This is a genomic window from Microbacterium sp. FG3 (genome assembly GCF_057809335.1).
In genome coordinates, this window is sequence record NZ_JBMDJT010000007.1 from 1 (window position 1) to 22,756 (window position 22,756).

Annotated in this window: 22 protein-coding genes; 13 read left to right on the forward strand and 9 right to left on the reverse strand. The window is 69.1% G+C overall.

Annotated elements, in window-relative coordinates:
- The first annotated feature begins 129 nt into the window (after positions 1-129).
- The 4 genes from ACODR5_RS03855 to mobF all read left to right on the forward strand — a co-directional run bounded on the left by ACODR5_RS03855 (position 130) and on the right by mobF (position 6,556).
- Positions 130-960, forward strand: a complete 831-nt coding sequence (locus tag ACODR5_RS03855; protein WP_124896079.1) for a carbohydrate ABC transporter permease — start codon at positions 130-132, stop codon at positions 958-960.
- Positions 961-1,016: 56 nt separating this feature from the next.
- Positions 1,017-1,805, forward strand: a complete 789-nt coding sequence (locus ACODR5_RS03860; protein ID WP_488982788.1) for a carbohydrate ABC transporter permease — start codon at positions 1,017-1,019, stop codon at positions 1,803-1,805.
- Positions 1,806-1,879: 74 nt separating this feature from the next.
- Entirely contained in the window at positions 1,880-2,650 is a 771-nt protein-coding gene (locus ACODR5_RS03865; RefSeq protein ID WP_488982789.1) for a carbon-nitrogen hydrolase family protein, read from the forward strand.
- 396 nt (positions 2,651-3,046) lie between these two features.
- The gene (mobF, locus tag ACODR5_RS03870) at positions 3,047-6,556 is read left to right on the forward strand and encodes a MobF family relaxase (protein ID WP_488982847.1); all 3,510 of its coding nucleotides are present in this window, start codon (positions 3,047-3,049) and stop codon (positions 6,554-6,556) included.
- A 10-nt stretch (positions 6,557-6,566) separates the two neighbouring features.
- Here the strand turns inward: mobF and ACODR5_RS03875 are convergent, their stop codons facing one another.
- Entirely contained in the window at positions 6,567-6,734 is a 168-nt protein-coding gene (locus tag ACODR5_RS03875; protein WP_124896076.1) for an Lsr2 family DNA-binding protein, read from the reverse strand.
- A gap of 87 nt (positions 6,735-6,821) precedes the next feature.
- Complete coding sequence (locus ACODR5_RS03880; protein ID WP_488982790.1) at positions 6,822-7,589, reverse strand: hypothetical protein; 768 nt, start codon at positions 7,587-7,589, stop codon at positions 6,822-6,824.
- Between the two features lie 127 nt (positions 7,590-7,716).
- On the opposite strand from ACODR5_RS03880, the gene ACODR5_RS03885 reads away from it, so the two are divergent.
- The 4 genes from ACODR5_RS03885 to ACODR5_RS03900 all read left to right on the forward strand — a co-directional run bounded on the left by ACODR5_RS03885 (position 7,717) and on the right by ACODR5_RS03900 (position 10,289).
- Positions 7,717-7,950, forward strand: a complete 234-nt coding sequence (locus ACODR5_RS03885) for an addiction module protein (protein WP_124896074.1) — start codon at positions 7,717-7,719, stop codon at positions 7,948-7,950.
- Entirely contained in the window at positions 7,947-8,258 is a 312-nt protein-coding gene (locus ACODR5_RS03890) for a type II toxin-antitoxin system RelE/ParE family toxin (protein WP_124896073.1), read from the forward strand. The genes ACODR5_RS03885 and ACODR5_RS03890 overlap by 4 nt, the downstream gene beginning before the upstream one ends.
- Positions 8,259-8,291: 33 nt before the next feature.
- Positions 8,292-8,789: a hypothetical protein gene (locus ACODR5_RS03895; protein ID WP_124896072.1), complete on the forward strand. Its 498-nt coding sequence runs from the start codon at positions 8,292-8,294 to the stop codon at positions 8,787-8,789.
- 381 nt (positions 8,790-9,170) lie between these two features.
- On the forward strand, positions 9,171-10,289 hold the full coding sequence (locus tag ACODR5_RS03900; protein WP_488982791.1) for an NAD(P)-binding domain-containing protein: 1,119 nt from the start codon (positions 9,171-9,173) through the stop codon (positions 10,287-10,289).
- Between the two features lie 76 nt (positions 10,290-10,365).
- On the opposite strand, the gene ACODR5_RS03905 is transcribed toward ACODR5_RS03900, so the two are convergent.
- The 7 genes from ACODR5_RS03905 to ACODR5_RS03935 all read right to left on the reverse strand — a co-directional run bounded on the left by ACODR5_RS03905 (position 10,366) and on the right by ACODR5_RS03935 (position 17,421).
- A complete protein-coding gene (locus tag ACODR5_RS03905; RefSeq protein WP_488982792.1) occupies positions 10,366-11,472 on the reverse strand; it encodes a mandelate racemase/muconate lactonizing enzyme family protein in 1,107 nt (368 codons plus the stop codon).
- Between the two features lie 68 nt (positions 11,473-11,540).
- Positions 11,541-12,476: a glycine betaine ABC transporter substrate-binding protein gene (locus ACODR5_RS03910; RefSeq protein ID WP_488982793.1), complete on the reverse strand. Its 936-nt coding sequence runs from the start codon at positions 12,474-12,476 to the stop codon at positions 11,541-11,543.
- 30 nt (positions 12,477-12,506) lie between these two features.
- A complete protein-coding gene (locus tag ACODR5_RS03915) occupies positions 12,507-13,289 on the reverse strand; it encodes an ABC transporter permease (protein WP_488982794.1) in 783 nt (260 codons plus the stop codon).
- Positions 13,286-14,320, reverse strand: a complete 1,035-nt coding sequence (locus ACODR5_RS03920) for an ABC transporter ATP-binding protein (RefSeq protein ID WP_488982795.1) — start codon at positions 14,318-14,320, stop codon at positions 13,286-13,288. Before ACODR5_RS03920 ends, ACODR5_RS03915 begins: the two co-directional genes overlap by 4 nt.
- Positions 14,313-14,978: an ABC transporter permease gene (locus tag ACODR5_RS03925; protein WP_488982796.1), complete on the reverse strand. Its 666-nt coding sequence runs from the start codon at positions 14,976-14,978 to the stop codon at positions 14,313-14,315. The genes ACODR5_RS03920 and ACODR5_RS03925 overlap by 8 nt, the downstream gene beginning before the upstream one ends.
- Positions 14,979-15,109: 131 nt before the next feature.
- On the reverse strand, positions 15,110-16,468 hold the full coding sequence (locus ACODR5_RS03930) for an MFS transporter (RefSeq protein ID WP_488982797.1): 1,359 nt from the start codon (positions 16,466-16,468) through the stop codon (positions 15,110-15,112).
- A 104-nt stretch (positions 16,469-16,572) separates the two neighbouring features.
- The gene (locus tag ACODR5_RS03935; RefSeq protein WP_488982798.1) at positions 16,573-17,421 is read right to left on the reverse strand and encodes an IclR family transcriptional regulator; all 849 of its coding nucleotides are present in this window, start codon (positions 17,419-17,421) and stop codon (positions 16,573-16,575) included.
- Between the two features lie 108 nt (positions 17,422-17,529).
- Between ACODR5_RS03935 and fae the strand changes: the two genes are divergently transcribed.
- From fae to ACODR5_RS03960, 5 genes are read left to right on the forward strand one after another with little or no spacing between them, the layout of a single operon-like run.
- On the forward strand, positions 17,530-18,039 hold the full coding sequence (fae, locus tag ACODR5_RS03940; RefSeq protein WP_488982799.1) for a formaldehyde-activating enzyme: 510 nt from the start codon (positions 17,530-17,532) through the stop codon (positions 18,037-18,039).
- A gap of 16 nt (positions 18,040-18,055) precedes the next feature.
- A complete protein-coding gene (locus ACODR5_RS03945) occupies positions 18,056-19,009 on the forward strand; it encodes an NAD(P)-dependent oxidoreductase (protein ID WP_488982800.1) in 954 nt (317 codons plus the stop codon).
- On the forward strand, positions 19,006-20,490 hold the full coding sequence (locus ACODR5_RS03950) for an NAD-dependent succinate-semialdehyde dehydrogenase (RefSeq protein ID WP_488982801.1): 1,485 nt from the start codon (positions 19,006-19,008) through the stop codon (positions 20,488-20,490). The genes ACODR5_RS03945 and ACODR5_RS03950 overlap by 4 nt, the downstream gene beginning before the upstream one ends.
- A 1-nt stretch (position 20,491) precedes the next feature.
- Entirely contained in the window at positions 20,492-21,271 is a 780-nt protein-coding gene (locus ACODR5_RS03955; protein WP_488982802.1) for an SDR family oxidoreductase, read from the forward strand.
- A gap of 21 nt (positions 21,272-21,292) precedes the next feature.
- Complete coding sequence (locus ACODR5_RS03960) at positions 21,293-22,756, forward strand: FAD-binding oxidoreductase (protein ID WP_488982803.1); 1,464 nt, start codon at positions 21,293-21,295, stop codon at positions 22,754-22,756.

Consider the following 22,756-nt stretch of genomic DNA (forward strand, 5'->3'; position numbering starts at 1 on the left):
GGGGGGGGCCCCCCCCGACCGGCATCCCGCCCGCAGCCGCTCGATCACGAACTGAGAACGCATATGAGACATACCAAGAGACCGCGCACTTCCCGGCTCCGTGCACGCGTCGAGCCCATCTATTACGTCATGGTCCTGCCGGCGCTCGTGCTCTTCGTCGCCTTCCTCGTCGTCCCGCTCGTCGCGGGAGTCAGCGCGAGCTTCACCGACTACGCCGGTTATGGTGACGCGGACTTCGTCGGCCTGGACAACTACATCGCGTTGTTCAAGGACCCGCAGGTGGCACAGGCCTACCTGTTCACGATCGGGATGGCGCTCGTGTGCACCGTGCTCGTCAACGTCGTCTCGTTGTTCCTGGCGATCCTGCTCAACGTGCACACCCCCGCGCGCGGCTTCTTCCGTGCGTTGTTCTTCGTTCCCAAGGTGCTGCCGATGATCGTCATCGCCTTCGTGTTCAACTTCATCTTCAGCAAGGCTGCGACGGGTCTCCTCGAGCAGGTCACGGGCGAATCCGCTTCTTCGATTCTCAGCGACCCCAATCTCGCATGGATCGCGATCGTCGTCGTCACCATCTGGCAGGCATCCGCATTCACGACCGTCATCTATCTCGCGGGCCTCCAGACAATCCCCGAGGAGATCTACGAGGCCGCTCAGATCGACGGCGCCGGCGCGTGGCGGCGCTTCCGGTCGATGACGTTACCTCTGATCGGGCCGTTCCTCACGATCAACATCGTGCTGAGCATCAAAGACTTCCTTCAGATCTTCGACCAGATCGTCGGCCTCACCGACGGTGGGCCGGGGACCTCGACGCAGTCCGTCGCCATGCTCATCTACCGCGGCGGCATCGGCGGCAGCGAGTACGGGTACCAGATGGCGAACGCCGTCATCTACCTGCTGGTCATTCTCCTCTTCTCCGGCGCGTATTTGCGCTTCTCGTCCAGAAAGGCGGCCACCCTGTGACTTCGCTTGCTGTCAGGGGGCGTCGGCGTCGGTCATCATCGACGCGGAACATCGTCGTGCTCGCCGTGTGCGCACTGACCATCCTGATCCCGCTCTATATCGCCGTCGTCACGGCGCTGAAGTCGCCCGGGGAGATCATCGCGGGCACGGGGATCGAACTGCCCGGGAGCCTCTACTGGCAGAACTTCGCCGACGCCTGGACGTCGACGAACTTCCCCCGAGCACTGCTGAACACGGCGACCGTTGCCGCGGGCACGGTGCTGCTGGTCCTGGTGGCGACCTCAGCGTTCGCGTACGCGATGGCCAGAAACCTTCACCGCTGGGAGTTCCGTGTCGCCCACGTGTTCGTGCTGGCGGCGCTGTTCGTCCCGTTCCCTATCGTCATGCTGCCGCTGGTGCAGCAGACCGCGGCGTGGGGGATCGACAACCTCTTCGGGCTGATCCTGCTGTACTTCGTCTTCAACCTGCCGCTGAACACTCTCCTGTACACGAGCTTCATCCGCACGCTGCCGATCGAGATCGAGCAAGCCGCGCAACTCGATGGCGCCAGCACCGGACGCGTTTTCTGGCGCATCGTCTTCCCGTTGCTCGCGCCGATGAACGCGACGGTCGGCATCCTGATGTTCCTGCATTCCTGGAACGACTTCCTCCTGCCGCTCGTGTTGCTCACAGACCCCGACCTGCGGACCCTGCCGCTGGCGCAGAGCGTCTTCTCCTCCACGACCAACGTCTCGTACGGGCCCGCGTTCGCCTCGTATCTCATGTCGGTGCTGCCGGTGCTCGTGGTGTACCTCATCAGCCAGCGGTGGGTGCTCTCCGGGGTCATGCGCGGCGCAATCCAATGATGCTTCGCAACGGCGCAGATACTCCCCACGTACTTCACAGGAAAGGTACACAGATGGAAACGATCCGAGTCGCGATGGCGCAGATGCGCGTCGACCCGGGCCAGCCGGAAGCGAACATCACCCGGGCGGTCGAGATGATCGGGCGGGCGGGAGAAGAGGGCGCCGATGCCGTCGTGCTGCCCGAATGCCTGGACCTCGGCTGGACCTCCGCGTCGGCCCGCGAGCTGGCCTTGCCGCTGCCCGGCCGTGCCGGAAGCCTCGCCGACGCCGCGCGAGAGGCCGGCGTGATCGTCGCCGCGGGACTCGTCGAGCGGGCAGGAGAAGCCCTCTACAACGCCGCGGTGCTCATCTCCGAGAACGGCGAGATACTGCAGCGCTACCGCAAGATCAACGAGGTCCCCTTCGCCCGCGAGGTCTACGAGACAGGCGACGAGATCCGTTCCGTTCCGACACGCCTCGGCCGGGTCGGAATGAACATCTGCGCCGACAACAACTACCAGTCGTTGTACCTCGGCCGCTCGATCGCGGCGCTGGGCGCACGCGTGCTCTTCTCGCCCTCCGCATGGGCGGTCTCACCAGAATTCCTCGCAGACGACCGACGCTACGGCGACGAATGGATACTGGCATACAGCGCGATCGCCCGGGAGACCGGCATGCCAGTGATCGGAGTCAGCAACGTCGGCCCCGTGATCGGCGGTGAATGGGACGGCTGGTCCTGCATCGGCGCCTCCCTCGCCGTGGGTCAGGACGGCACGGTGCTCGCGCAACTGCCGTTCGGACCCGACGCCGAACACCTCACGGTCGTGGACGTCCCACTGCGCGAACCGACCGCTACGCGCGGGTAGGCCGCGACGCCCCATCGCGCTGCACCGCACGGGCTCACACGACTCGAGAACGCCGCTGCCGGTCGGAGGCGGCCGGCACGCTCGCGAAACTCCCTTAGCCACGGGTCCATGGACCAGATGCCCTGCCGCAGCGCGATGATCGCCGGAGAGCCCCGTGGTGCGCTCCGCGACGAGGCTTACACTCCCCGAGATGGACAGCGAGATTCCGCACCCAGCGTCGCCGTCCGCTGCATGCTCGCGGCCTCGACAGCCTCCGTGTCGAGGCCGCGAGGTGTCTCCGCGGGTGCCCGCGCATCAGCGGGCAACCAGCATCGCATCGAAACCGATGGTCGTCGACACACAAGCCCCCGCGGCAGAGGGTGTAAGGGTGCGCACCTGTGCTGTGTGACGGTGTCGATGCGAGTGCTCAGCGCGGGAGAGGGCTACAAGTACCTGCTCAAGAGCATCGCGGCCTCGGACGGAGACCGGGACCTCGCTGTGTCTCTGACCCGGTACTACGCGGAGGCGGGCACGCCTCCCGGATTCTGGCTCGGGAGCGGATTGCCGGGACTGGGGGACGGGAGCCTTGAGGCGCAGGCGGTGGTGGCGGAGGAGCAGTTGCGGCGTCTGCTCGGGGCCGGGCAGGACCCGGTCACGGGTGAGCCGTTGGGGCGGTCCTACTTCGCCTTCCGTCCGCTGGCGGAGCGGATCCGGACACGGTTGATGGCGCTCCCGGAGGGGCTTCCGGTCGATGAGCGTAAGGCGCGGGTCGAGGCGATCCGGTTGGAGGAGCGGGCACGGAAGACACCAAGAGTGGTCGCGGGGTTCGATTACACGTTCTCGGTGCCGAAGTCGGTGTCAGTGCTGTGGGCGGTCGCCGACGGCGGCACGCAGGCGCTCATCGCGCAGGCCCATCACGCGGCGATCGGTGAGGTGCTGGAGCTGATCGAGCGTGACGTCGCCGCGACACGGACCGGCACGAATGGTGTCGCGCAGGTCGAGGTGCGCGGGGTGGTGGCGACGGCGTTCGACCACTTCGACTCCCGTGCGGGGGACCCGCAGTTGCATACGCATGTGGTGATCGCGAACCGGGTGCAGGCCGCGGACGGGAAGTGGCGCACCCTGGACGGCCGCCCGATGCACGCTGCGGTCGTCGCCTTGTCGGAGCATTACAACGCGATCCTCGCCGACCGCCTCACCCGCGCCCTGGGCGTCGGCTGGGACGAACGAGACCGGGGGAAGAACCGGAACCCGGCGTGGGAGATCACCGGCGTCACCGAACGCCTGGTGGAGGAGTTCTCGTCCCGGGCGGCGGCGATCGAGGCCGAGAAGGACCGGCTGATTGCTGAGTATGTGGCGAAGTATGGCCGTCAGCCGTCGGATACGATGGTGATCCGGTTGCGGCAGCAGGCCACCTTGAGCACCCGCCCGGGCAAGGAGGTGCGGTCGCTGGCGGACCTGACGGCGCAGTGGCGAGAGCGCGCGTCGCGGACGTTGGGTGAGGACGCGACGACCTGGGCGACCCATCTGATCCGCGCCGGGCACGGTCAGGTGGTGCTGCGCGCCGACGATCTGCCGTTTCAGCAGATCGCGGTGATCGGGCAGGCGGTGGTGGAGCAGGTCGGGGTGAGACGGTCGACGTGGCGGCGGTGGAACCTGCATGCCGAGGCGTCCCGGCAGACGATGGGGCTGCGGTTCGCGTCCACCACCGACCGTGAGGCGGTGATCGGGATGATCGTCGATGCCGCCCAGCACGCCTCCCTCACCCTGACCCCACCCGAGCTCGTCACATCCCCGGCCGAGTTCACCAGGGCCGACGGGTCGAGCGTGTTCCGGCCCAGGCACCACGAGGTGTTCTCCTCGACCCGCATCCTCGACGCAGAAGAGAGGTTGCTCGCCCTGTGCCGGGCGGGCACTGCTCCGGCGGTGCCGTTGCGGGTCGTCGGCGGTGTCGTCGCCCGGCCGGGTCGGCGTGGGGTGCGGTTGTCGGTCGAGCAGCAGACCGCGGTGGAGAAGATCGCCGTCTCCGGCCGCACCGTCGATGTGCTGGTCGGGCCGGCCGGGACCGGGAAGACCACCACACTCGGGGCCCTGCGGCGGGCGTGGGAGAAGACCCACGGACCGGGCAGCGTGATCGGGTTGGCGCCCTCGGCCGCTGCCGCCGAGGTGCTTTCGGAGGATCTCGGGATCGACACGGACAACACCGCGAAGTGGCTGCACGAGCACGACCGCGGCCGGTGGAACCTCACCGCCGGGCAACTGGTCCTCGTCGACGAAGCCTCCCTCGCCGGCACACTCGGCCTCGAACGCCTCGCCACGCACGCTGCCGACGCGGGCGCGAAAGTCGTGCTGGTCGGCGACTGGGCCCAGCTCACCGCCGTGGACGCGGGCGGCGCGTTCGGGCTCCTGGTCCGCGACCGCGGCGACGCCCCCGAGCTGGTGGATGTGCGCCGCTTCCACGCCGACTGGGAGAAAACCGCATCCCTCCGGCTGCGCCTCGGGAACACGGAGGTGATCGACACCTACGACGACCACGACCGCATCATCGGCGGCGACCACGACGACATCCTCGACTCCGCCTACCAAGCCTGGGTCGCGGATGTCGCGGCGGGCAAGAACAGTTTGCTGATCGCCGAGACCACCGAGACCGTCGCCGAGCTGAACACCCGCGCCCGCACCGACCGCGTCCTGGACGGACATGTCACCGCCGACGGGGTGCGGCTGGCCGACGGCACCCTCGCCGGCACCGGAGACGTGATCATCACCCGCAAGAACGACCGCCGGTTGAGCACCCGGGGCGGGTCGTGGGTCAAGAACGGCGACCGCTGGCACATCACCACCCATCACGACGACGGAGCCCTCACCGTGCGCCGCGCGGACTCCCGCAGCCGCGCCACCATCCTCCTGCCCGCCGCATATGTGGCCGAGCATGTCGATCTCGGCTACGCGGTCACCGCCCACCGAGCCCAGGGCGCAACCGTGGACACCGCGCACGCGATCGTGCACTCCTCATCAATGACGCGGGAGAACCTCTATGTCGCGATGACCCGCGGCAGGGCCTCGAACACCGCCTACGTCGCCACTGACCAAGCCCACCTGGAAGAACACCAGCTCCCCGACACCGAGCCCACCGCCCGCTCGATCCTCTACGGAGTGCTGCAGCATGAGGGCGCGGAGAAATCCGCGCACGAGACCATCGAAGCCGAGCAGCAAGCGTGGGCATCGATCGCGCACCTCGCCGATCAGTACGAGACCATCGCGCAAGAAGCGCAGACCGAGCACATCACGGAACTCCTTGTTCGTGCGGGCCTTGACCAGAACCTCGTCGATGAGCTGACGGAGTCGGAGACGTTCGGGTCCATCGTCGCCACCCTGCGTCGCGCGGAGGCTATCGGGCACCAGCCAGACCGGCTGATAGACCGGGCACTCAAAGCCGGACCACTCACCGATGCCGACGATCCTGCGAGCCTGCTGCGCCACCGCGTGCAACAGCTCGTCATGCGCACCAGCCCTGGACGCGGACGAGGAACACGGCGCCGATTCATCGCCGGTTTCATCCCCGAAGCAGTCGGCGCCATGCCCGAGGACATGACCCGCGCGCTGACCGAACTACGAGCACTCATTGAGCAGCGCGCCCAAGCCCTCGTGGACGACGCCCTCACCGAGAAGCCTCCCTGGATCAAGACCCTCGGCCCCCAGCCTCGTCCCGGTTCAGCAGCGAGAGAGCCGTGGGACATGGTGGTGCGCATGGTCGTCGCCTACCGGGACCGCTACGGCATCACCGACCGGATCCCGCTCGGGGCGAAACCAGATGCAACCCAGCAGCGCCTCGATCACGAACGCATCGATGGCTTCCTCACCAGCCTCCGCCAGCCTGGTGCGCCTTCGGCCACTCCCGAGGTCACGCGAGAGGGGATCGGACGGTGAGCGTTCCCGGTCAGGGCGCGGCGTCGTACGTGGCGAGGATCGCCGCCGAGACACGTCCCCGGTCGCTCACCGTGTACCCGTGAGCCTGCGCCCGCTCCCGGATCGTGCTGAGATTGCGGCCCTGGCCGGCAGAAGACACCGGCCGCCCGGCTGGCTGAACCGCCGTTCTGCGTGCCATGCGTTGATCGTGACGCACCAGAGGGGCGCCGCATTTCTGCGACGCCCCCTGGCACCTCAGCCTCAGTATGTCCCTATCCGTACGCGGTCATCTGCTCAGTGGCTCCGCGCGGGCGGCGATGTTGCGACCGGTGACCCCGGTCGCAACAGTCGGCGACGCCGGCCCGAGCAGCCGGACACGCTCCGACGGCGCCGCCGCCTCGGCCGCGTGAGCGATACTGCGGGTCAGGCCCACGTGTCCCAGCGAATGATTCCACGCCAGGTGATACGGGCCGCTGCGGAATTCTCTATCCCATGTCCCGGCCGGCGGCGTGGCGTAGACGTGACCGTTTGCGGCGGCCGCCTGCTCGGTCTCGTCTCCGAAGTCCCACTGCGCCAGATGCGCGATCGCTGCCTCCGGGCCCCGCTCCTCCAGAATCGAGAGCGCGGCGTCCGCGTCTTCGCCCTGCAGGAACACCACCGACGCCCACGGCCCTTCCTCCTCACCGGACCGCCCGGTGAACACCTCCGGTTCTTCGAGCTCGAACGACGCCATCGCCAGCTCGTCCTCGTTCAGATACGCCTGCTCATACACCCACTCCGGGTAGGCGTCATCGGGCGGGCACATTCCCGACCGGTATCTCTCGCCGGCATCAGAGAGGAACCCCGCCAGTACCCCGACCATCCGCGACGCCGGCACATCCATCCCGCCCGCATACAGATCGGCGCCCCGGTAGACCCGGTCGCCGGCTCGCACCTCATATGAGAACTGCATCCGGGCCCCGCTTGCCTCATCGGGTGTCGCGCCTGCCTTCTCGACCCGCAGCGACATGCCGCCGGCCACCGTCGATGCCTTGCGATCCAACTCCGAAGCCATGACCACTCCTCGCATCTATCGATCCAGAGGTACGAGACGACCACCCCAGGCGGCGCCGAGGACTCCTCCCATCCTCATGACCGGGTAGACCTCGCTGATCTGGACGGCGCCACGGTAGAATCGGGGCATGACGGTGACTGAGGTGATCCAGGCTGCGATGGCGCTCACGCCCGAGGAGCGCTCGCGGGTCGCCGACGTGCTCTACGACGTCGATGCCCCCGACCAGGCGGTCATCGATGAAGCTTGGGCAACCGTCGCCACACGAAGGGCCGATGAGCTGGAGAACGGGACGGTCGCGGTGCTATCCCGTGAGGAGGCCAACGCCTACCTCGACGCCCGTGCGGCCGAGAGAAGCGCTTGACGCTTCGTGTCGGGTTCCACCCTGATGCCGTTCGTGAACTGGACGATGCGATCCAGTGGTACGACCAGGGTGGCCTGCACCGCGGCGCGAGGTTCCGCACCGACGTCGACCGGGTCATCGACCGTCTCCTTGAATGGCCGGAGTCGGCCGAGATCATCCCGGCCGCACCGGCCGGCCGTGTCTTCCGTCACGCCAAGGTGCCTCGCTCGCACTACCGCATCGTCTACTACGTCACCGACGAAGCCTTGAAGATTGTCGCGATCGCCCACGAACGGCGCATGCCGCTGTACTGGAGCGGAAGATACTGACACCGCCACGGCGACCGCAACTACCCTGAAGGCATGGCGACGATCTTCCTCAGCGTGCGGGTCGCGCTCGATGACGTGGATGAGATGCTCGATGTTGCGAGCGGCCTCGGATACGAGGCACGTCCGATCGGCGGCAGGCGCGGCAGCACTCTCGTGCTGTTCGAGACGATGACCGTCGACGAAGCAACGGGCGAAGGCGCCGCCGAACAGCAGGTGCGTGAACGTGTCGCTGCGGCGTTGGCAGAACACGACATCGAACACGAGGTGATCGGCAGTGGGGCGGATGCATCGAGCATCACGAAGTCGCTCTTCACGATCAGGCCCATCGGGGCCACCGACGAGACCAACACGCTCGAGATCCGCGCTGACAACCGAGCCGAGTTCGAACAGCGCCTGGCCGCCGTGCGTTCGCTGTTCAGCCGGGAACCGTGGCCGAGCCAGGACCTCGTCGGATACGAGGTCACCGTCGAAGGCCTCGCCGCCGGAGATCCCGACGTGCAGCGCCCGCCCTTCCTCCCGAAGCGGCGATAGATCCACGACAGACTCGTGCAGATGCCAGCTGGGACGAGTACAATTTGTCCTGTGTCACGGCTCGTTTCGGCGGGTGCAACAGCCTTTTCGGTATGAGTGGCACGCAGGTGGCACGGACGGTCTGCGGAGACGCAGAGACCGCAAGATTACGTCCTTCCCGACGAGAACTGGGACTTCTGAGCTCCTGATCGCGTGAACGGGCCTCCTTCGGGAGGCCCGTTTCGCGTTTCCGGGAGGCCCGTGCGACGGATCCCGGTTCCCGAGGGGATCCCGGTTCCCGAGGAGCCGTGGCGACGTGATCGTCCTCGCGAACCGGGATCTCCTCGGCAGCCGTGCCCAGGTGCGGGGAATGCCCGCCCGATCCATGCGGTTGAAAGGATCGTGGGGGAGAACGCGGGCCGGCGTGCGAGCATCGTCGTGATCGGGGCCGGGCAGGCGGGGCTCTCGGCCGCGTTCCACCTGCGGCGCGCGAGATTCGTGAGCGCGACCGCGGATCCCGGCGCTGCGCGCACCTACGTCGTACTCGACGCGAACCCGGCACCGGGCGGCGCGTGGCAGCGCCGGTGGGCATCGCTCACCGTCTCGGGCCTGAACGGCATCTTCGACCTGCCCGGCCTCGCGCGGCCCGACATGGATCCTGGCGAGGCGAGTCGCGAGGCCGTGCCGCGCTACTTCGCGGCGTTCGAGGAGCGCTACGGCTTTCCGATCCTCCGGCCGGTGCGGGTGGAGAGCGTCGACTTCGCGGACGACGACGAGGACGGCGACCTCCTCGTCCACACCGATGCCGGCATCTGGACGACCCGTGTGGTCATCAACGCCACCGGCACGTGGAACAACCCGGTGCGGCCGGTGTACCCCGGGCAGGAGACCTTCCGCGGGCGCCAGCTGCACACGCGTGAGTACGGATCGCTCGACGACTTCGCGGGCCAGCGGGTCGGGATCGTCGGCGGCGGGATCTCGGCGGTGCAGCACCTCGAGGAGATCTCGCGCGTCGCGCAGACGTTCTGGTACACGCGGCGCGAGCCGGTGTTCATCGAGGGGGAGTTCGACCCGGAGACCACCGGCCGCAGCACGATCGAGAAGGTCACGGCCGACGTCGAGGCGGGGCGGCCCACGGGCAGCATCGTGGGCTACACGGGCCTTGGCTGGTCGAGCTCCGCGCGCACGGCACGCGATCGCGGCGCTCTCGTCCGCCGCCCGATGTTCACACGCATCGAGCCGGACGGCGTGCGTGAGGCCGATGGCACGCTCACGCCGCTCGACGCGATCGTGTGGGCCACCGGCTTCCGGCCCGATCTGAGCCACCTCGAACCGCTATACCTCCGTAACGAGCTCGGCGGCATCGCCATGCGCGGCACGCAGGTCGCGGGCGAGCCGCGCGTGCACCTGATCGGCTTCGGGTCGTCGCAGTCGACGGTGGGCGCGAACCGCGCGGGGCGGGAGGCCGTCGCGAAGGCGGTGCGCTACCTCGACGGAGTGCCGAGCGCGGTTCCGAGGTGAGCCCGTTCACCTCGCGGTTGCCCCGCCGCCCGGCCGGCCTTCCCGGGGATCGGGCGGGGGAGCGGGCGCGACGGGATCAGGAGGCGGCGAACCGCGCCACCGCGTCGGCGTCGATGTGGTGGCCCAGGCCGGGGAGCTGCGGGACCGCGACATCTCCGGCGGCGTCGATCATGAGCGGCTCCAGGAAGAAGTCGCGTCGCGCGGGCGTCCACCCGGGCGGGTCATACGGGAACTCGAAGTAGGGGCCGCCCCCGACGCCCGCCGCCACATGCAGGTTGGCGAGGAGCCCCAGTCCGTTCGACCAGGTGTGCGGCGTGAACTGACGGTGCCGCAGCTGCGCAGACTCGGCGACCTGGCGGGCCCTCAGCATGCCCACGGCCAGCACCACGTCCGGCTGGTACACGTCGAACGCGTCCGCCTCGACGAGCGCCGCGAGCTCGTGCGGCGTCCGCACCATCTCCCCGCCGGCGACCTGGATGCCCGTCTCCGCGCGCACCCGTCGTGCCCCTTCCACGTCGGCCTGCGGCAGGGGTTCCTCGAGCCAGAGCACCCCGAGGTCGACGAGCTCCTCTGCCAGCCGGCGCACGCTCGCGAGCGGCAGCGCGGCGTCGATGTCGCCCGGCATCCGCCACATCTGATTGAGGTCGACCATGAGGCCGAAGTCCTCGCCGACCGCGGCACGGACGGCGCGCACCGTCGCGACGCCGTCCGAGAGGCGGTCCCGCGCGATGCGGATCTTCATGGCGCGGAAGCCGATCTCCTTCGCGGCGGCCGCGGACTCCGCCCGCTCCTGCGGCGGCCTAAGCTCGCCCGTGGACGCGTAGGCAGGAAGGCGGTCCCGCGCGCCGCCGAACAGCACGCTCACGGGAAGGCCGGCGACCTGCCCGATGATGTCCCACAGCGCCGCCTCGAGCGGCCAGTACCGCCCGCCGTGGAAGCCGATCGTCTCGATCCGGCGCACCTGGTTCACGATCTGCAGGGGGTCCGTGCCGATGAACAGCTCGCGGTACGCCTCGAAGCCGTCCATGGTGTCGCCGGATCCGTGGCCGACGAGGCCCTCGTCGGTGTGGACGGCGACGAGGGTCGCGGGGAACTCCCGGCGTGGAGCCGGATCCCACGCGGCGAGGAAGGGCGGGTCGAGGGGGAGGGCGAGCCGCGTCAGCTCGATCGCGACAATCTTCATCTGGGCCTCGCTTCGTGGGTGGCGGGCGCCCGCGCCGAGCGACGGTCACCGGCGCGGGCCCCGGCGGATCAGATCAGGCCCTGCTCCGAGAGCCAGTCGATCGCGACGTCCTGAGGATCCTCGCCGTCCACGTCGACCAGCGCGTTGAGCTCCTGCATCTGCTCCGTCGTGAGCAGCGCGGAGACCTCGGCGACGATGTCGGCGATCTCGGGGTACTCGTCGAGCGTGCTCTGCTTGAGCGTGAATGCGCCCTGGTACACGGGGAAGAACTCCTCGTCGTCCTCCAGCACCACGAGGTCGAGCGCGGGGATCCGGCCATCGGTCTGGAAGACCTCGCCGAAGTTGCAGTCGTCTCCCTTCTGTGTGGCGGTGTAGATGACGCCGGTGTCGAGGAGCGCGACGTTGTCGTCCGGCACGTCGATGCCGTACGCCTCCTTGAGGCCGGGCCAGCCGTCGTCGCGCGTCGAGAACTCGCTCTCGATGCAGAAGGTCTGCTCGGCCGCGGGCAGCGACGCGATGTCGGAGAGCTTCGATACGCCCAGCTCCTCCGCCTTGTCGGCGCGGATGGCGAACGCATAGGTGTTGTTGAGCGGCGCGGGGTCGAGCCAGGCGATGCCGTGGGCCGCGTCGGCCTCCTTGGTCGCCGCGAACTGCTCCTCGGCGCCCTGAACCGGGGCGGTGTTGCCGTTGTACGTGATCCAGGAGGTGCCGGTGTACTCCCAGTAGCCGAGGAACTCGTCGTTCTCGAGTGCCTGGCGGACGTTCGCCGATCCGACGAGCTTCGTGTTGGCCTCGACATCGGCGCCGTGCGCCCTGAGCAGCTCGGTGGTGATGTGCGCCAGGACGTACTGCTCGGAGAAGTCCTTGGCACCGATCTGGCCGGTGAGGCCCTCGAGCTCGTCGCCCTGGCTGCCGGTGCCGCCGGCGGGGCTCGAGCAGCCAGAGAGGGCGAGCGCGCCTGCCGCTGTCAGGACGGCGGCGGAGAGGAGAGTGCGTCGTTGCATGTGATGACTCCTTGAGGGGGGCGGGAGGGGTCAGAGACCCTTGGGGGTGACGAGGTCTTCCACGAGACCCGCGACCCAGTCGATGAGGAGCGCGATGCAGGCGACGAGGACCGCGCCGACGACGAGGACGGGGTAGCGCTGCAGCTTCAGGCCGTTGACGATCATGTCGCCCAGCCCGCCGGCGTTGATGAACGTCGCGATGGTCGCGACGCCCACGCAGAACACCAGGGCGGTGCGCAGGCCGGCGAGGATGACGGGGACGGCGAGGGGCAGCTCGATGCGGGTCAGAACCTGCCAGGGGCGCATGCCCATGCCTCGGGCGGATTCGCGCACGTTCGCGTCGACCTGCTGGATGCCGATCATCGTGTTGCGCAGAACGGGAAGGAACGCATAGGCGACGAGGGCCACCAGAGCTGTCGCGTATCCGGTCTGCCACACGATGGCCAGGAGGATCACGACGCCGACGGCGGGGGTCGCCTGGCCGATGTTCGCGAGGGCGAGGACGACGGCCCGCACCGCACGCGACGGCGTCTTCGCGACGGCGATGCCGATCGGGATCGCAAGCACGGCGACCAGCGCCGACGCCACCACCGTGAGGCTGAGGTGCTCGCCCATGCGGAGTGTGAGGTAGGTCCAGTTCAGCGTGCGCTGCTCGATCGAGTCGAGCTCGAGGGAGGATGCCCACGCGAGCAGGGCGGCCAGGACGAGCGCGACCACGATGGGCGTGACGAAACGCCGCAGCGGGAAGCGGCGCTTCGTCGGCGCGAGCGCTCGCGACGCCTGCAGCGTCTGTGTCTCGGTCGTGATCGTCATCGCGCGCTCGCCGGTGCGACGTCACCGAGGTCGGCGCCGAGGGCGGCCGAGACGGCGGCGTAGGAGAGGGAGCCGAGCGCGCGTCCGTCGGCGGAGACGACGTCCACCGCGGGCAGTCCCGTGAGGACGAGCGCGTCGAGCGCGTCGCGGAGCGTGCCGTCCGCCGCGATGCTCGCGGCTCCCCGCGCGCCGGTCGCCGGGCCGAGCGACGCCTCGGTCACGGGCATGAGCGCGAGCCGCTTGATCGCGGCGCCGTGACCGATGAACGAGCGCACGTAGTCGTTCGCCGGCGCGGCCAGGATGTTGGCGGGGGTGTCGAACTGCTCGATCTGACTGCGCTCGGAGAGCACGGCGATGCGGTCGCCGAGGCGCACGGCCTCTTCGAAGTCGTGCGTCACGAAGATGATGGTCTTGCCGATGTCCGCCTGCAGCCGCAGGAACTCGGCCTGCAGGCGCTCGCGGGTGATCGGATCGGTGGCTCCGAACGGCTCGTCCATGAGCATGACGGGCGGATCGGCGGCCAGGGCGCGCGCGACGCCAACCCTCTGCTGCTGGCCACCGGAGAGCTGCTTGGGGTACCGGGAGGCGAAGGTCGCCGAGTCCAGCTGCACGGTCTCCAGCAGTTCGTCGACTCGCTCCGCGATTCGCTGCTTCGACCAGCCCAGCAACCGGGGCACGACGGCGATGTTCTCGGCGATCGTCATGTGCGGGAACAGGCCGATCTGCTGGATCACGTAGCCGATGTGCCGGCGCAGCTCGTTCGCGTCCAGCTGCAGCACGTCGCGGCCGTCGATGGCGATGGAGCCGGAGGTCGGCTCGATGATGCGGTTGATCATCTTCATGGTCGTCGTCTTGCCGCAGCCGGACGGGCCGACGAACATGATGAGCTCGCCCGGGGCCACCTCCATCGAGAAGTCCTCGACGGCGGGTGTCGTCTGCCCGGGGTACAGCTTGGTGACGTGATCGAGGGTGATGCCCACGCCGGTCGTGTTGCGGGCGGAGGCGGCGATGCCGGTGGTGGTCTCAGACACGGAGTCCCCTTGAGGTCGAGAAGCGGGAGACGAGGACGAAGGCGCCGTCGATGAGCAGTGCGAGGACGACGACACCGAGCGTGCCGGTCAGTGCGAAGTTGAGGGCGTTGCGGGAGCCGAGCGACGACAGCCCCTGGAAGATGAACTGCCCGAGGCCCGGGCCCGCGACATAGGCGGCGATCGCCGCGATGCCGATCGTCAGCTGCGCCGCCACGCGCACGCCCGTCAGGATGACCGGCCATGCGATCGGGATCTGCACGGCCAGCAGCGTCTTCAGCGGCGACATGCCCATGCCCTTCGCGGATTCCATGATCGCCGGGGATACCTCGCGAAGGCCGACGGCCGTGTTGCGGACGATCGGAAGCAACGAGTAGAAGACGAGCGAGAGCACCGTCGGCGTCCAGCCGAGCCCGAACAGGGGCGTGATGAGCGCGAGCAGCGCCAGGGACGGGATGGTCAGGGCGACGCCGGCCGCGGCGATCGTCAACGAGCGCGACACCGGTCGGTTCCAGACCGCGATGCCGATGAGCACGCCCAGGACGGTTGCGATCAGCACGCTGAGTGCGACCACGGCGAGGTGCTGCAGGACGAGTTCGAGGATGTCGTCCCACCGGCGCGCCCAGAACGTGAGGAGGCCGGCGAAATCGAGCTCGGTCATGCCGGTGCTCCTCTCTTCATCGAGACGTCCGCACCCGTTGCGGACGATGCATTGGTGACGCTAGGGGGACGGGGTGTATTTGTGCAACCGGCGTTGTGTAAATGGCAACGGCGGTGCAGGAGGTCGCGGCCTCAGCGTGCCCCGAGCTCCGCGACGGCGACCTCCGCGAGCGATCGGCGCGCGGTCTCGGGCGCGTAGATCTGCGACGCCACTGCGCCGATGATGCAGATCGCCGCCATGACGGCGATCGCGACGGGGACGTTCCAGGCGAGCACGAGGGGGAAGACGAACGTGCCGACGGCCGAGCCGATGCGCGTGACCGAGGTGGCGAACCCCACCCCGGTGGTGCGGATGGCCGTGGGGAACAGCTCCATCGGATAGACGCCGCAGAGGACGGACGCGACGCCGTACGCGAAGAGGTAGACGAAGAAGCACACCACCGTCAGTGCCGAGGGGAGCGACTGTTCGAAGATGACGACGATGAGCGCGGAGGCCATGACCCAGAACGGCACGATGAGCAGCCGGCGCCGTCCCACGTGGTCGATCAGCACTGTGCCGAGGGTGACACCCAGGACGACGACGATCGTTCCGAGCAGAGCCGTGAGGATGGGGTTCTCGATCCCCAGCGACCGGTAGACGTCGGACTGGAAGAAGATGATCGCGAAGTACGGCAGGACGAGCGCCATCCAGAACAGGCACACGAAGACGGTGCGTCCCAGCTGTCCCCTCCGGAACAGGGCGGTGACACGCGTGGGTTCCGTGCTCTCGAGTGCGAAGTCGCCCGACTCGAGCTTCCAGCCGAGTCGCCCGAGAACCTCTCGCGCCTCGTCCACCCGTCCCTTCGACAGCAGCCAGCGCGGGGACTCCGGCAGGCCGTGCCGCGCGATCAGGCAGAGGATGGCGGGCACGGCGGCCGAGGCGAGCACCCATCGCCAGGCGTCGGGGTGCGCGGTCGTGACGAGGAACCCGATCAGGAACGCCACCATGTACCCGACGTTCCATGCGATCTGAAGGCTCGAGCCCAGCCGCCCACGGGCCGCTCTGGGGGAGAACTCCGACAGGAGGGGGGTGCCGATCGCATAGTCCGCGCCGACGGCGAGGCCCATCACGAGCCCCAGGGTGAACATCTGCCACGGCTCCTGCACGAAGAACATGAGCACGGCCGCCACGGCGAAGCACAGCAGGTCGGCGACGAAGAGGGGGCGACGGCCGAAGCGGTCGGTGAGCCAGCCGAAGAGGAATCCGCCGGCGAAGATGCCGATCAGCGTCGCCGAGGAGATCATGCCGAGCCAGAAGGCGTCGACGCCGAGCTCGGCCTTGAACGTCTGCAGCGCGATGGTCACGCCGATGACGGCGAAGATGTAGCCGTCGATGAACATCCCGCCGGCGGTGACCACGGTGAGCCGTGTGAGGAACGCGCGTGCCCGCGGGTTCATCTGCTCCTGGTCGCCATCGACATCGATCAATCCTGTGGGGGCCACGTGGGACATGTGTGTGCACCAATCTCATCGTTGAGGGGGCGAGAGCCCGCTTCAGCACCCACAGACGTTAGCTGCAGTCACCGTATGGGCAAATTGCGTTGATCGTATGGCAATCAGCCCTGGTAGCCGAGCATGCGGGACAGCTCCGCTCCGCTGGACGCCACAAAGCGAGCCATGCTCTCGAGTCGGTCCCGGATACGCATACTCGGCGCGCTCACGTTGAGCGCCGCCACGATCCTGCCGGTGAAATCGCGGACGGGTGCCGAGGCTCCGACCACGCCGAGCTCGAGCTCCTCGTCGAGCAGCGCGTAGCCCCGTTCGCGGATGCGCCCGAGCTCCTCGATGAGGGACTCGTAGTCTGAGACCACGACCTTCTCGGGCGGCGGCGCCTGCAGCACCGAGAAGCCGGCCACGTTCGGAGGAACCGGGCCGACGATGGCCTGATCGCGCCCGTGCTCGGCATACCAGCTGCGCAGTGCCTCGTCGTCCCAGTCGCTCAGCAGGACGCGACCGGACGGGGTGCGCCAGGCGGCGGTGGTGACGCCCTCCCAACCCGTGGTGCGGAACTCGTGGGGACTCAGCTCGCTGGCGATGGTGAGCACGTTGCCGCCGCGGAGCACGCACAGATGCGTCGTCTCGCGGGCGCGCTGCGCGATGCGGCGCAGGATCGGCCGGGACTCGCGCGTGAGGCGGCTCTCGACGGTCAGCGCGGCCAGCGCGAACAGCCGCGAGCCCAGGCGATAGCTGAGCGTGCTCTCGTCGCGATCGAGCAGCCCGGCGTCGGCGAGGGTGGCCAGCGTGCGCGACACGACCGCCTTGTCGCGCCCTGTCAGCTGCGCCACGCGCGTGACGCCCAGCCCTCCGGAGGCGACGGATTCCGCGCTGCCCAGCACCTCGAGGATCTCGATGTCTCGGCCGAGCCCGGACACATTGCGCCGGGGGCTGATCTTCTCCGCAGTCATGCCCAACACTGTACGGGGACTGTTGCCATTTGCGCATCGGCAAGTGGCGTAACGGCATCACCCCTCTTATCGTGGGCGCATCCACACCACTCGAAGGAGAGGGCACGCATGGCCGACCTGCGCATCGGCGAGAGCTTCGTCGGAGACGGCGTCAACGCCGCACACATCAACACGGTAGCGGGGGCCCGCTCCGGCCCCGCGGGCGTCGCATGGGCCACGGCGCTCGCGACGCCGAGCGCCGGGCACGTTCCCTTCGTGACCGTCCTCGCTCCCTCGCTCCCCGTCAAGCCGCTCACGCTGTTCGTCAGCAAGTCGGCGCCCGCCGGAGACGAGCACGGCTCCCTGATCTGGGGACCCGCGCAGGCCGGCGTCGCGGCCGGCGTCGCCGACGCCGTCGCGGAGGGAGTGATCAGCGAGCAGCAGGCCGACGAGGACGTCATCATCGCGGCCGTCTGGGTGAATCCGGGCGCCGATGACGCCGATGCGATCTACCGGAACAACCGGGAGGCGACGGCGAACGCCCTGCGCAACGGCGTGCGGTCGACGCCCGCCCTCGCCGACGTGCTGGCGGCCCGCGCGCAGCCCCGCAACCCCTTCTACACGGCACCCGCCTCCTGAGACGCGAGGATCCCGAATGAGCCAGAATCTCCCGACCGTCGGCTTCATCGGCCTCGGCAGCATGGGCGGCGGCATGACCCGCAACCTGCAGGCCGCAGGCTTCCCGCTCGTGGTCACCGACCTGCGCCGCGAGGCCGCTGACGAACTGGTCCGCGGAGGCGCCCGCTGGGTGGACACGGCCGCCGAGGTGGCCGCGGACAGCGACCTCGTCATCACCATGCTGCCCACGCCCCGGCACGTGTCCGACGCGCTGAACGGACCGTCCGGCATCCTCGCAGGCATTCGCGACGGCGGCACGTGGATCGACATGTCCACCTCGGTTCCCGAGGTCGCCGACGGCGTGCGCCGCGATCATGCCGACCGCGTCCTGCACATCCTCGATGCGCCGGTCAGTGGCATGTCGGTCGGCGCGGCCAACGGCACGCTGCAGATCTTCATCGGGGGTGCGAGCGAGGATGTCGAGCGCCTGCGCCCCGTCTTCGACGCGATGGGAGACCCGGAGCGGATCCTGCACGTGGGCGGTCACGGGGCCGGATACGCCGTGAAGCTCATGATCAACCAGCTCTGGTTCTCGCACCTCGTCGCCACCGCCGAGGTCCTCGCGGTCGGCGCACGGGCCGGCGTCGACCTGTCGGTCCTGCGGGACGCGATCGTGGCCAGCCCGGCGAACAGCAACTTCGTCGAGCACGACGTGCTCTCGATCCTCGACCACGGCGACTACGACGAGGGGTTCGCGCTCGCGCTCGCGTGCAAGGACCTGGGGCTCTCCGTCGACCTGGCGCGGTCGGTGGGCATGCCGTTCGAGCTCTCTGCGCTCGTCGAGCAGCAGTTCCGCCGCGCGCGAGCGATGTACGGCGATCGCGCCGGCGAGATGGCGCCCTTCCGCCTGTACGAGGACCTCCTCGAGGCACCGCTGCGCCGCACGCCCGCGGCGCGCCCGTCCGCCCTCGCCGAGGAGGCCGTCCGATGAGCGTCCGGGATGAGCGCGCCTTCGTCGCGTCGCTGCCCTCCGACCTCTATATCGCGGGCGAGTGGCGTCCGGCCTCCACGGGGTCACGATTCGATGTCGTCGACCCCTCGACCGAGGAGGTGCTCGCTCAGGTGGCGGATGCCTCGCCCGACGACGGCGCCGCCGCGCTCTCCGCCGCGCACGCGGCGCAGGCCGGATGGGCACGAACGGCGCCTCGCGAGCGAGCCGAGATCCTGCGCCGCGCGTTCGAGGCGGTCACGGTCCGCGCCGAGGAGTTCGCCCTCGCGATGACGCTCGAGATGGGCAAGCCGCTCGCGGAGTCCCGCGGCGAGGTCGCGTACGGCGCGGAGTTCCTGCGCTGGTTCTCCGAGGAGGCGTCGCGCATCAGCGGCCGCTACTCCACGGCGCCCGACGGCCGCAACCGCCTGCTGGTCGTGCAGCGCCCGGTGGGACCGAGCCTGTTCATCACGCCCTGGAACTTCCCGCTCGCCATGGTGACCAGGAAGGTCGCGCCGGCCATCGCCGCGGGCTGCACGATGGTGCTCAAGCCGGCAGCGCTCACCCCGCTGACGGCACTGCTGCTCACGCGCGTGCTCGAGGAGGCGGGGCTTCCCACCGGCGTGCTCAACGTCATCCCCACCACGCGCGCTGGGGCCGTCACGGGGCCGCTGCTGAAGGACCGTCGGCTGCGGAAGCTGTCGTTCACCGGCTCGACCGAGGTCGGGCGCCGGCTGATCGCGGACTCGGCCGATCAGGTGCTGCGGGTCTCCATGGAGCTCGGCGGCAACGCGCCCTTCCTCGTCTTCGAGGATGCCGACATCGACGCCGCCGTGGATGGCGCCGTCGCCGCGAAGCTGCGCAACGGCGGCGAGGCCTGTGTCGCCGCCAACCGGTTCATCGTCCACGAGTCGCTCGCCGAGGAGTTCACGGCCAGGTTCGTCGAGCGAGTGGCGGCCTTCCGCCCCGCTCGCGGCACCGAGCCCGAATCGACGATCGGTCCGCTCGTCGACGCCGCGACGAGGGACAAGGTGGCCTCGCTCGTCGACGGCGCCGTGGCCCAGGGCGCGCGCGTTGCGCTCGGTGGGCGCGCCCTGCCCGGCGCCGGGTACTTCTATGAGCCCACCGTGCTCGTGGACGTGCCTGCGGATGCGACGATCCTCGGCGAGGAGATCTTCGGACCCGTCGCCCCGATCGTCACGTTCCGCACGGAGGACGAGGCCGTCCGGCTCGCGAACGCCACCGAGTACGGCCTGGTCTGCTTCGCGTACACGCGCGATCTGGATCGCGGACTGCGCCTGGCGGAGGAGCTCGAGACGGGTATGTTCGGGCTCAACGCAGGCGTCGTCTCGAACCCCGCCGCGCCGTTCGGCGGCGTCAAGCAGTCCGGCATCGGGCGCGAGGGCGGCTTCGAGGGCATCCACGAGTACCTCGAGACGACGTACGTGGGGATCGCCGACCCGTTCGCGCCGAAGGGGAACTGAGATGGACATCACCGGATTCAGCACCAGGCTGTTCTCGCTGAACGGGCGTCGCGCCCTCGTGACAGGCGGGAACGGCGGGCTCGGACGCGCCTTCAGCGTCGCGCTCGCCGCGGCGGGCGCCGACGTGTTCGTGCCGTCCCTGGCCGACGACGACGGCACGACCCGCCGGCTCGTCGAGGAGCGGGGAGCGCGCTACGCGTTCGCTCAGGCCGACATCACCGAGCCGGGCACACCGCAGCGCATGGTGGACGCGTGCGTCGCGGAGCTCGGCGGGCTCGACATCCTCGTCAACTCCGCCGGCATCAACCTGCTGAGCGAGGACGTGACGGAGTTCGGTCGCGACAAGTGGGACCCGATGATCGCGGTGAACCTCACCGCGGCGTTCGAGTTCGGTCAGGCGGCGGCGAAGGCGATGATCCCGCAGGGCTCGGGCAAGATCGTGAACGTCGCGTCGCTGTTCTCGTTCCTCGGCGGGCGCCAGTCGCCCGCGTACGCCGCGTCCAAGGCCGGCATCGTCGGCTTCACGAAGGCGTACGCCGACGAGCTCGCCGGTGCCGGTATCCAGGTGAACGCCATCGCGCCTGGCTACTTCGCGACGGCGCTGACGGAGAAGACCCGCTCGGACGCCGCCGCGAGCGGCCGCATCCTCGACCACATCCCCGCGGGGCGGTGGGGCGATCCGTCCGACCTCATGGGCGCCCTCGTCTTCCTCGCGAGCCCCGCATCCGACTACGTCACCGGCCACACCCTCGTGGTCGACGGCGGCTACCTGCTGCGCTGACCCACTCAGGAGAGACACACCATGCCCGAAGCACCCTCCACGCTCGCACGTGAGCAGATCGTCGACGGCCTCGTCGCGCTGCTCGGCGCCGCGAAGGTCGACACGGACGAGACGGCCCTGCGCGAGTCGAGCGTCGATCGCTTCAAGAAGTACACGGCCGTTCACGGCATCTTCGACGGGCCGTTCCCCGCGGCGATCGCCTACCCCGAGTCCACCGCCGATGTCGCGTCGGTGCTGCGGTTCGCGAACGAGCACCGGATCGCGGTCGTGCCGCGTACCGGCCGCACGGCCACGGAGGGAGGCCTCGAGGTGGTCGTCCCCGACACGATCGTGCTCGATGGCTCGCGCATGGACCGTGTGCTCGACGTGAACACGCACGACATGATGGTCACGGTGCAGTGCGGCGCACCCCTGCAGCGCGTCGAGGACGAGCTGCGCGCTCTCGGGTACACCACGGGTCACTCGCCCCAGTCGAAGCCCCTGGCGCAGTACGGCGGTCTCGTCGCGACGCGCTCCATCGGCCAGTTCTCGACGCTCTACGGCGGCATCGAGGACATGGTGGTGGGCCTCGAGGCGGTGCTCGCGGACGGCACGGTCACGCGGATCAAGAACGTCCCCCGCCGCGCGGCCGGACCGGACATCCGGCATCTCCTCATCGGCAACGAGGGCGCGTTCGCGTACATCACCGAGGTGACGGTCAAGATCTGGCCGCATCAGCCCGAGCACATGCGCTTCTTCGGCTATCTCACCGAGGAGTTCGGCACGGGCGTCGAGGCGCTGCGGGAGCTCGTCACGCAGGGATACCGGCCGTCGGTCGCGCGCGTGTACTCGCCCGAGGACGCGCGTCAGCACTTCGCGCATTTCCACGAAGGTCGCAACGTGGTGGTGCTCGTCGCCGAGGGACCGAAGCCGCTGGCCGATGCGACCGCCAGCGCGATCGAGGAGGTGTTCGCCGCCAAGGAGCACGTGCGGGTGGATGATGCCCTCATCGAGCAGTGGTTCGCGGGGCTGAACTGGGGGCAGGACAAGATCGACCGCGAGAAGCGGGAGATGCTCGAGACCGCGCATCTCGGCTACACGACGGAGGTCTCGGTCGACTGGTCGAAGGTCGTCGCGCTCTACGAGTCGGTCATGCACCGCGTGCGCACCGAGTTCCCGCGCGCGGCGGATCTGACGATGCTCGGCGCGCATTCGTCGCACAGCTACCAGACCGGGACGAACCTGTACTTCGTCTACGACTACGACATCCGCTGCGAGCCGCGTGAGGAGCTGACGCAGTACCACGAGCCCCTCAATGCGATCGTGGTCGAGGAGGCGCTGCGCCACGGCGGCTCGATGGTGCACCACCACGGGATCGGCAAGTACCGCACGGCATGGACCGCGGAGGAGCACGGCTCGGCTCTCGTCCTGCTCGAGCGGATGAAGGCCGCGCTCGATCCGAACGGCATCATGAACCCCGGCACGATCTTTCCGCTCGAGGCCTGA

What these genes read in the sequence shown, in the direction of transcription:
- mobF (WP_488982847.1), top strand. Translation starts at nt 3,047, where the DNA reads ATGCGAGTGCTCAGCGCGGGAGAGGGCTACAAGTACCTGCTCAAGAGC.
- ACODR5_RS03955 (WP_488982802.1), top strand. Translation starts at nt 20,492, where the DNA reads ATGGACATCACCGGATTCAGCACCAGGCTGTTCTCGCTGAACGGGCGT.
- ACODR5_RS03875 (WP_124896076.1), bottom strand. Translation starts at nt 6,734, where the DNA reads ATGGCACGCAGAACGGCGGTTCAGCCAGCCGGGCGGCCGGTGTCTTCT.
- ACODR5_RS03855 (WP_124896079.1), top strand. Translation starts at nt 130, where the DNA reads ATGGTCCTGCCGGCGCTCGTGCTCTTCGTCGCCTTCCTCGTCGTCCCG.
- ACODR5_RS03910 (WP_488982793.1), bottom strand. Translation starts at nt 12,476, where the DNA reads ATGCAACGACGCACTCTCCTCTCCGCCGCCGTCCTGACAGCGGCAGGC.
- ACODR5_RS03880 (WP_488982790.1), bottom strand. Translation starts at nt 7,589, where the DNA reads ATGGCTTCGGAGTTGGATCGCAAGGCATCGACGGTGGCCGGCGGCATG.
- ACODR5_RS03925 (WP_488982796.1), bottom strand. Translation starts at nt 14,978, where the DNA reads ATGACCGAGCTCGATTTCGCCGGCCTCCTCACGTTCTGGGCGCGCCGG.
- ACODR5_RS03915 (WP_488982794.1), bottom strand. Translation starts at nt 13,289, where the DNA reads ATGACGATCACGACCGAGACACAGACGCTGCAGGCGTCGCGAGCGCTC.
- ACODR5_RS03885 (WP_124896074.1), top strand. Translation starts at nt 7,717, where the DNA reads ATGACGGTGACTGAGGTGATCCAGGCTGCGATGGCGCTCACGCCCGAG.
- ACODR5_RS03945 (WP_488982800.1), top strand. Translation starts at nt 18,056, where the DNA reads ATGAGCCAGAATCTCCCGACCGTCGGCTTCATCGGCCTCGGCAGCATG.
- fae (WP_488982799.1), top strand. Translation starts at nt 17,530, where the DNA reads ATGGCCGACCTGCGCATCGGCGAGAGCTTCGTCGGAGACGGCGTCAAC.
- ACODR5_RS03905 (WP_488982792.1), bottom strand. Translation starts at nt 11,472, where the DNA reads ATGAAGATTGTCGCGATCGAGCTGACGCGGCTCGCCCTCCCCCTCGAC.
- ACODR5_RS03950 (WP_488982801.1), top strand. Translation starts at nt 19,006, where the DNA reads ATGAGCGTCCGGGATGAGCGCGCCTTCGTCGCGTCGCTGCCCTCCGAC.
- ACODR5_RS03960 (WP_488982803.1), top strand. Translation starts at nt 21,293, where the DNA reads ATGCCCGAAGCACCCTCCACGCTCGCACGTGAGCAGATCGTCGACGGC.
- ACODR5_RS03895 (WP_124896072.1), top strand. Translation starts at nt 8,292, where the DNA reads ATGGCGACGATCTTCCTCAGCGTGCGGGTCGCGCTCGATGACGTGGAT.
- ACODR5_RS03865 (WP_488982789.1), top strand. Translation starts at nt 1,880, where the DNA reads ATGGCGCAGATGCGCGTCGACCCGGGCCAGCCGGAAGCGAACATCACC.
- ACODR5_RS03930 (WP_488982797.1), bottom strand. Translation starts at nt 16,468, where the DNA reads ATGTCCCACGTGGCCCCCACAGGATTGATCGATGTCGATGGCGACCAG.
- ACODR5_RS03935 (WP_488982798.1), bottom strand. Translation starts at nt 17,421, where the DNA reads ATGACTGCGGAGAAGATCAGCCCCCGGCGCAATGTGTCCGGGCTCGGC.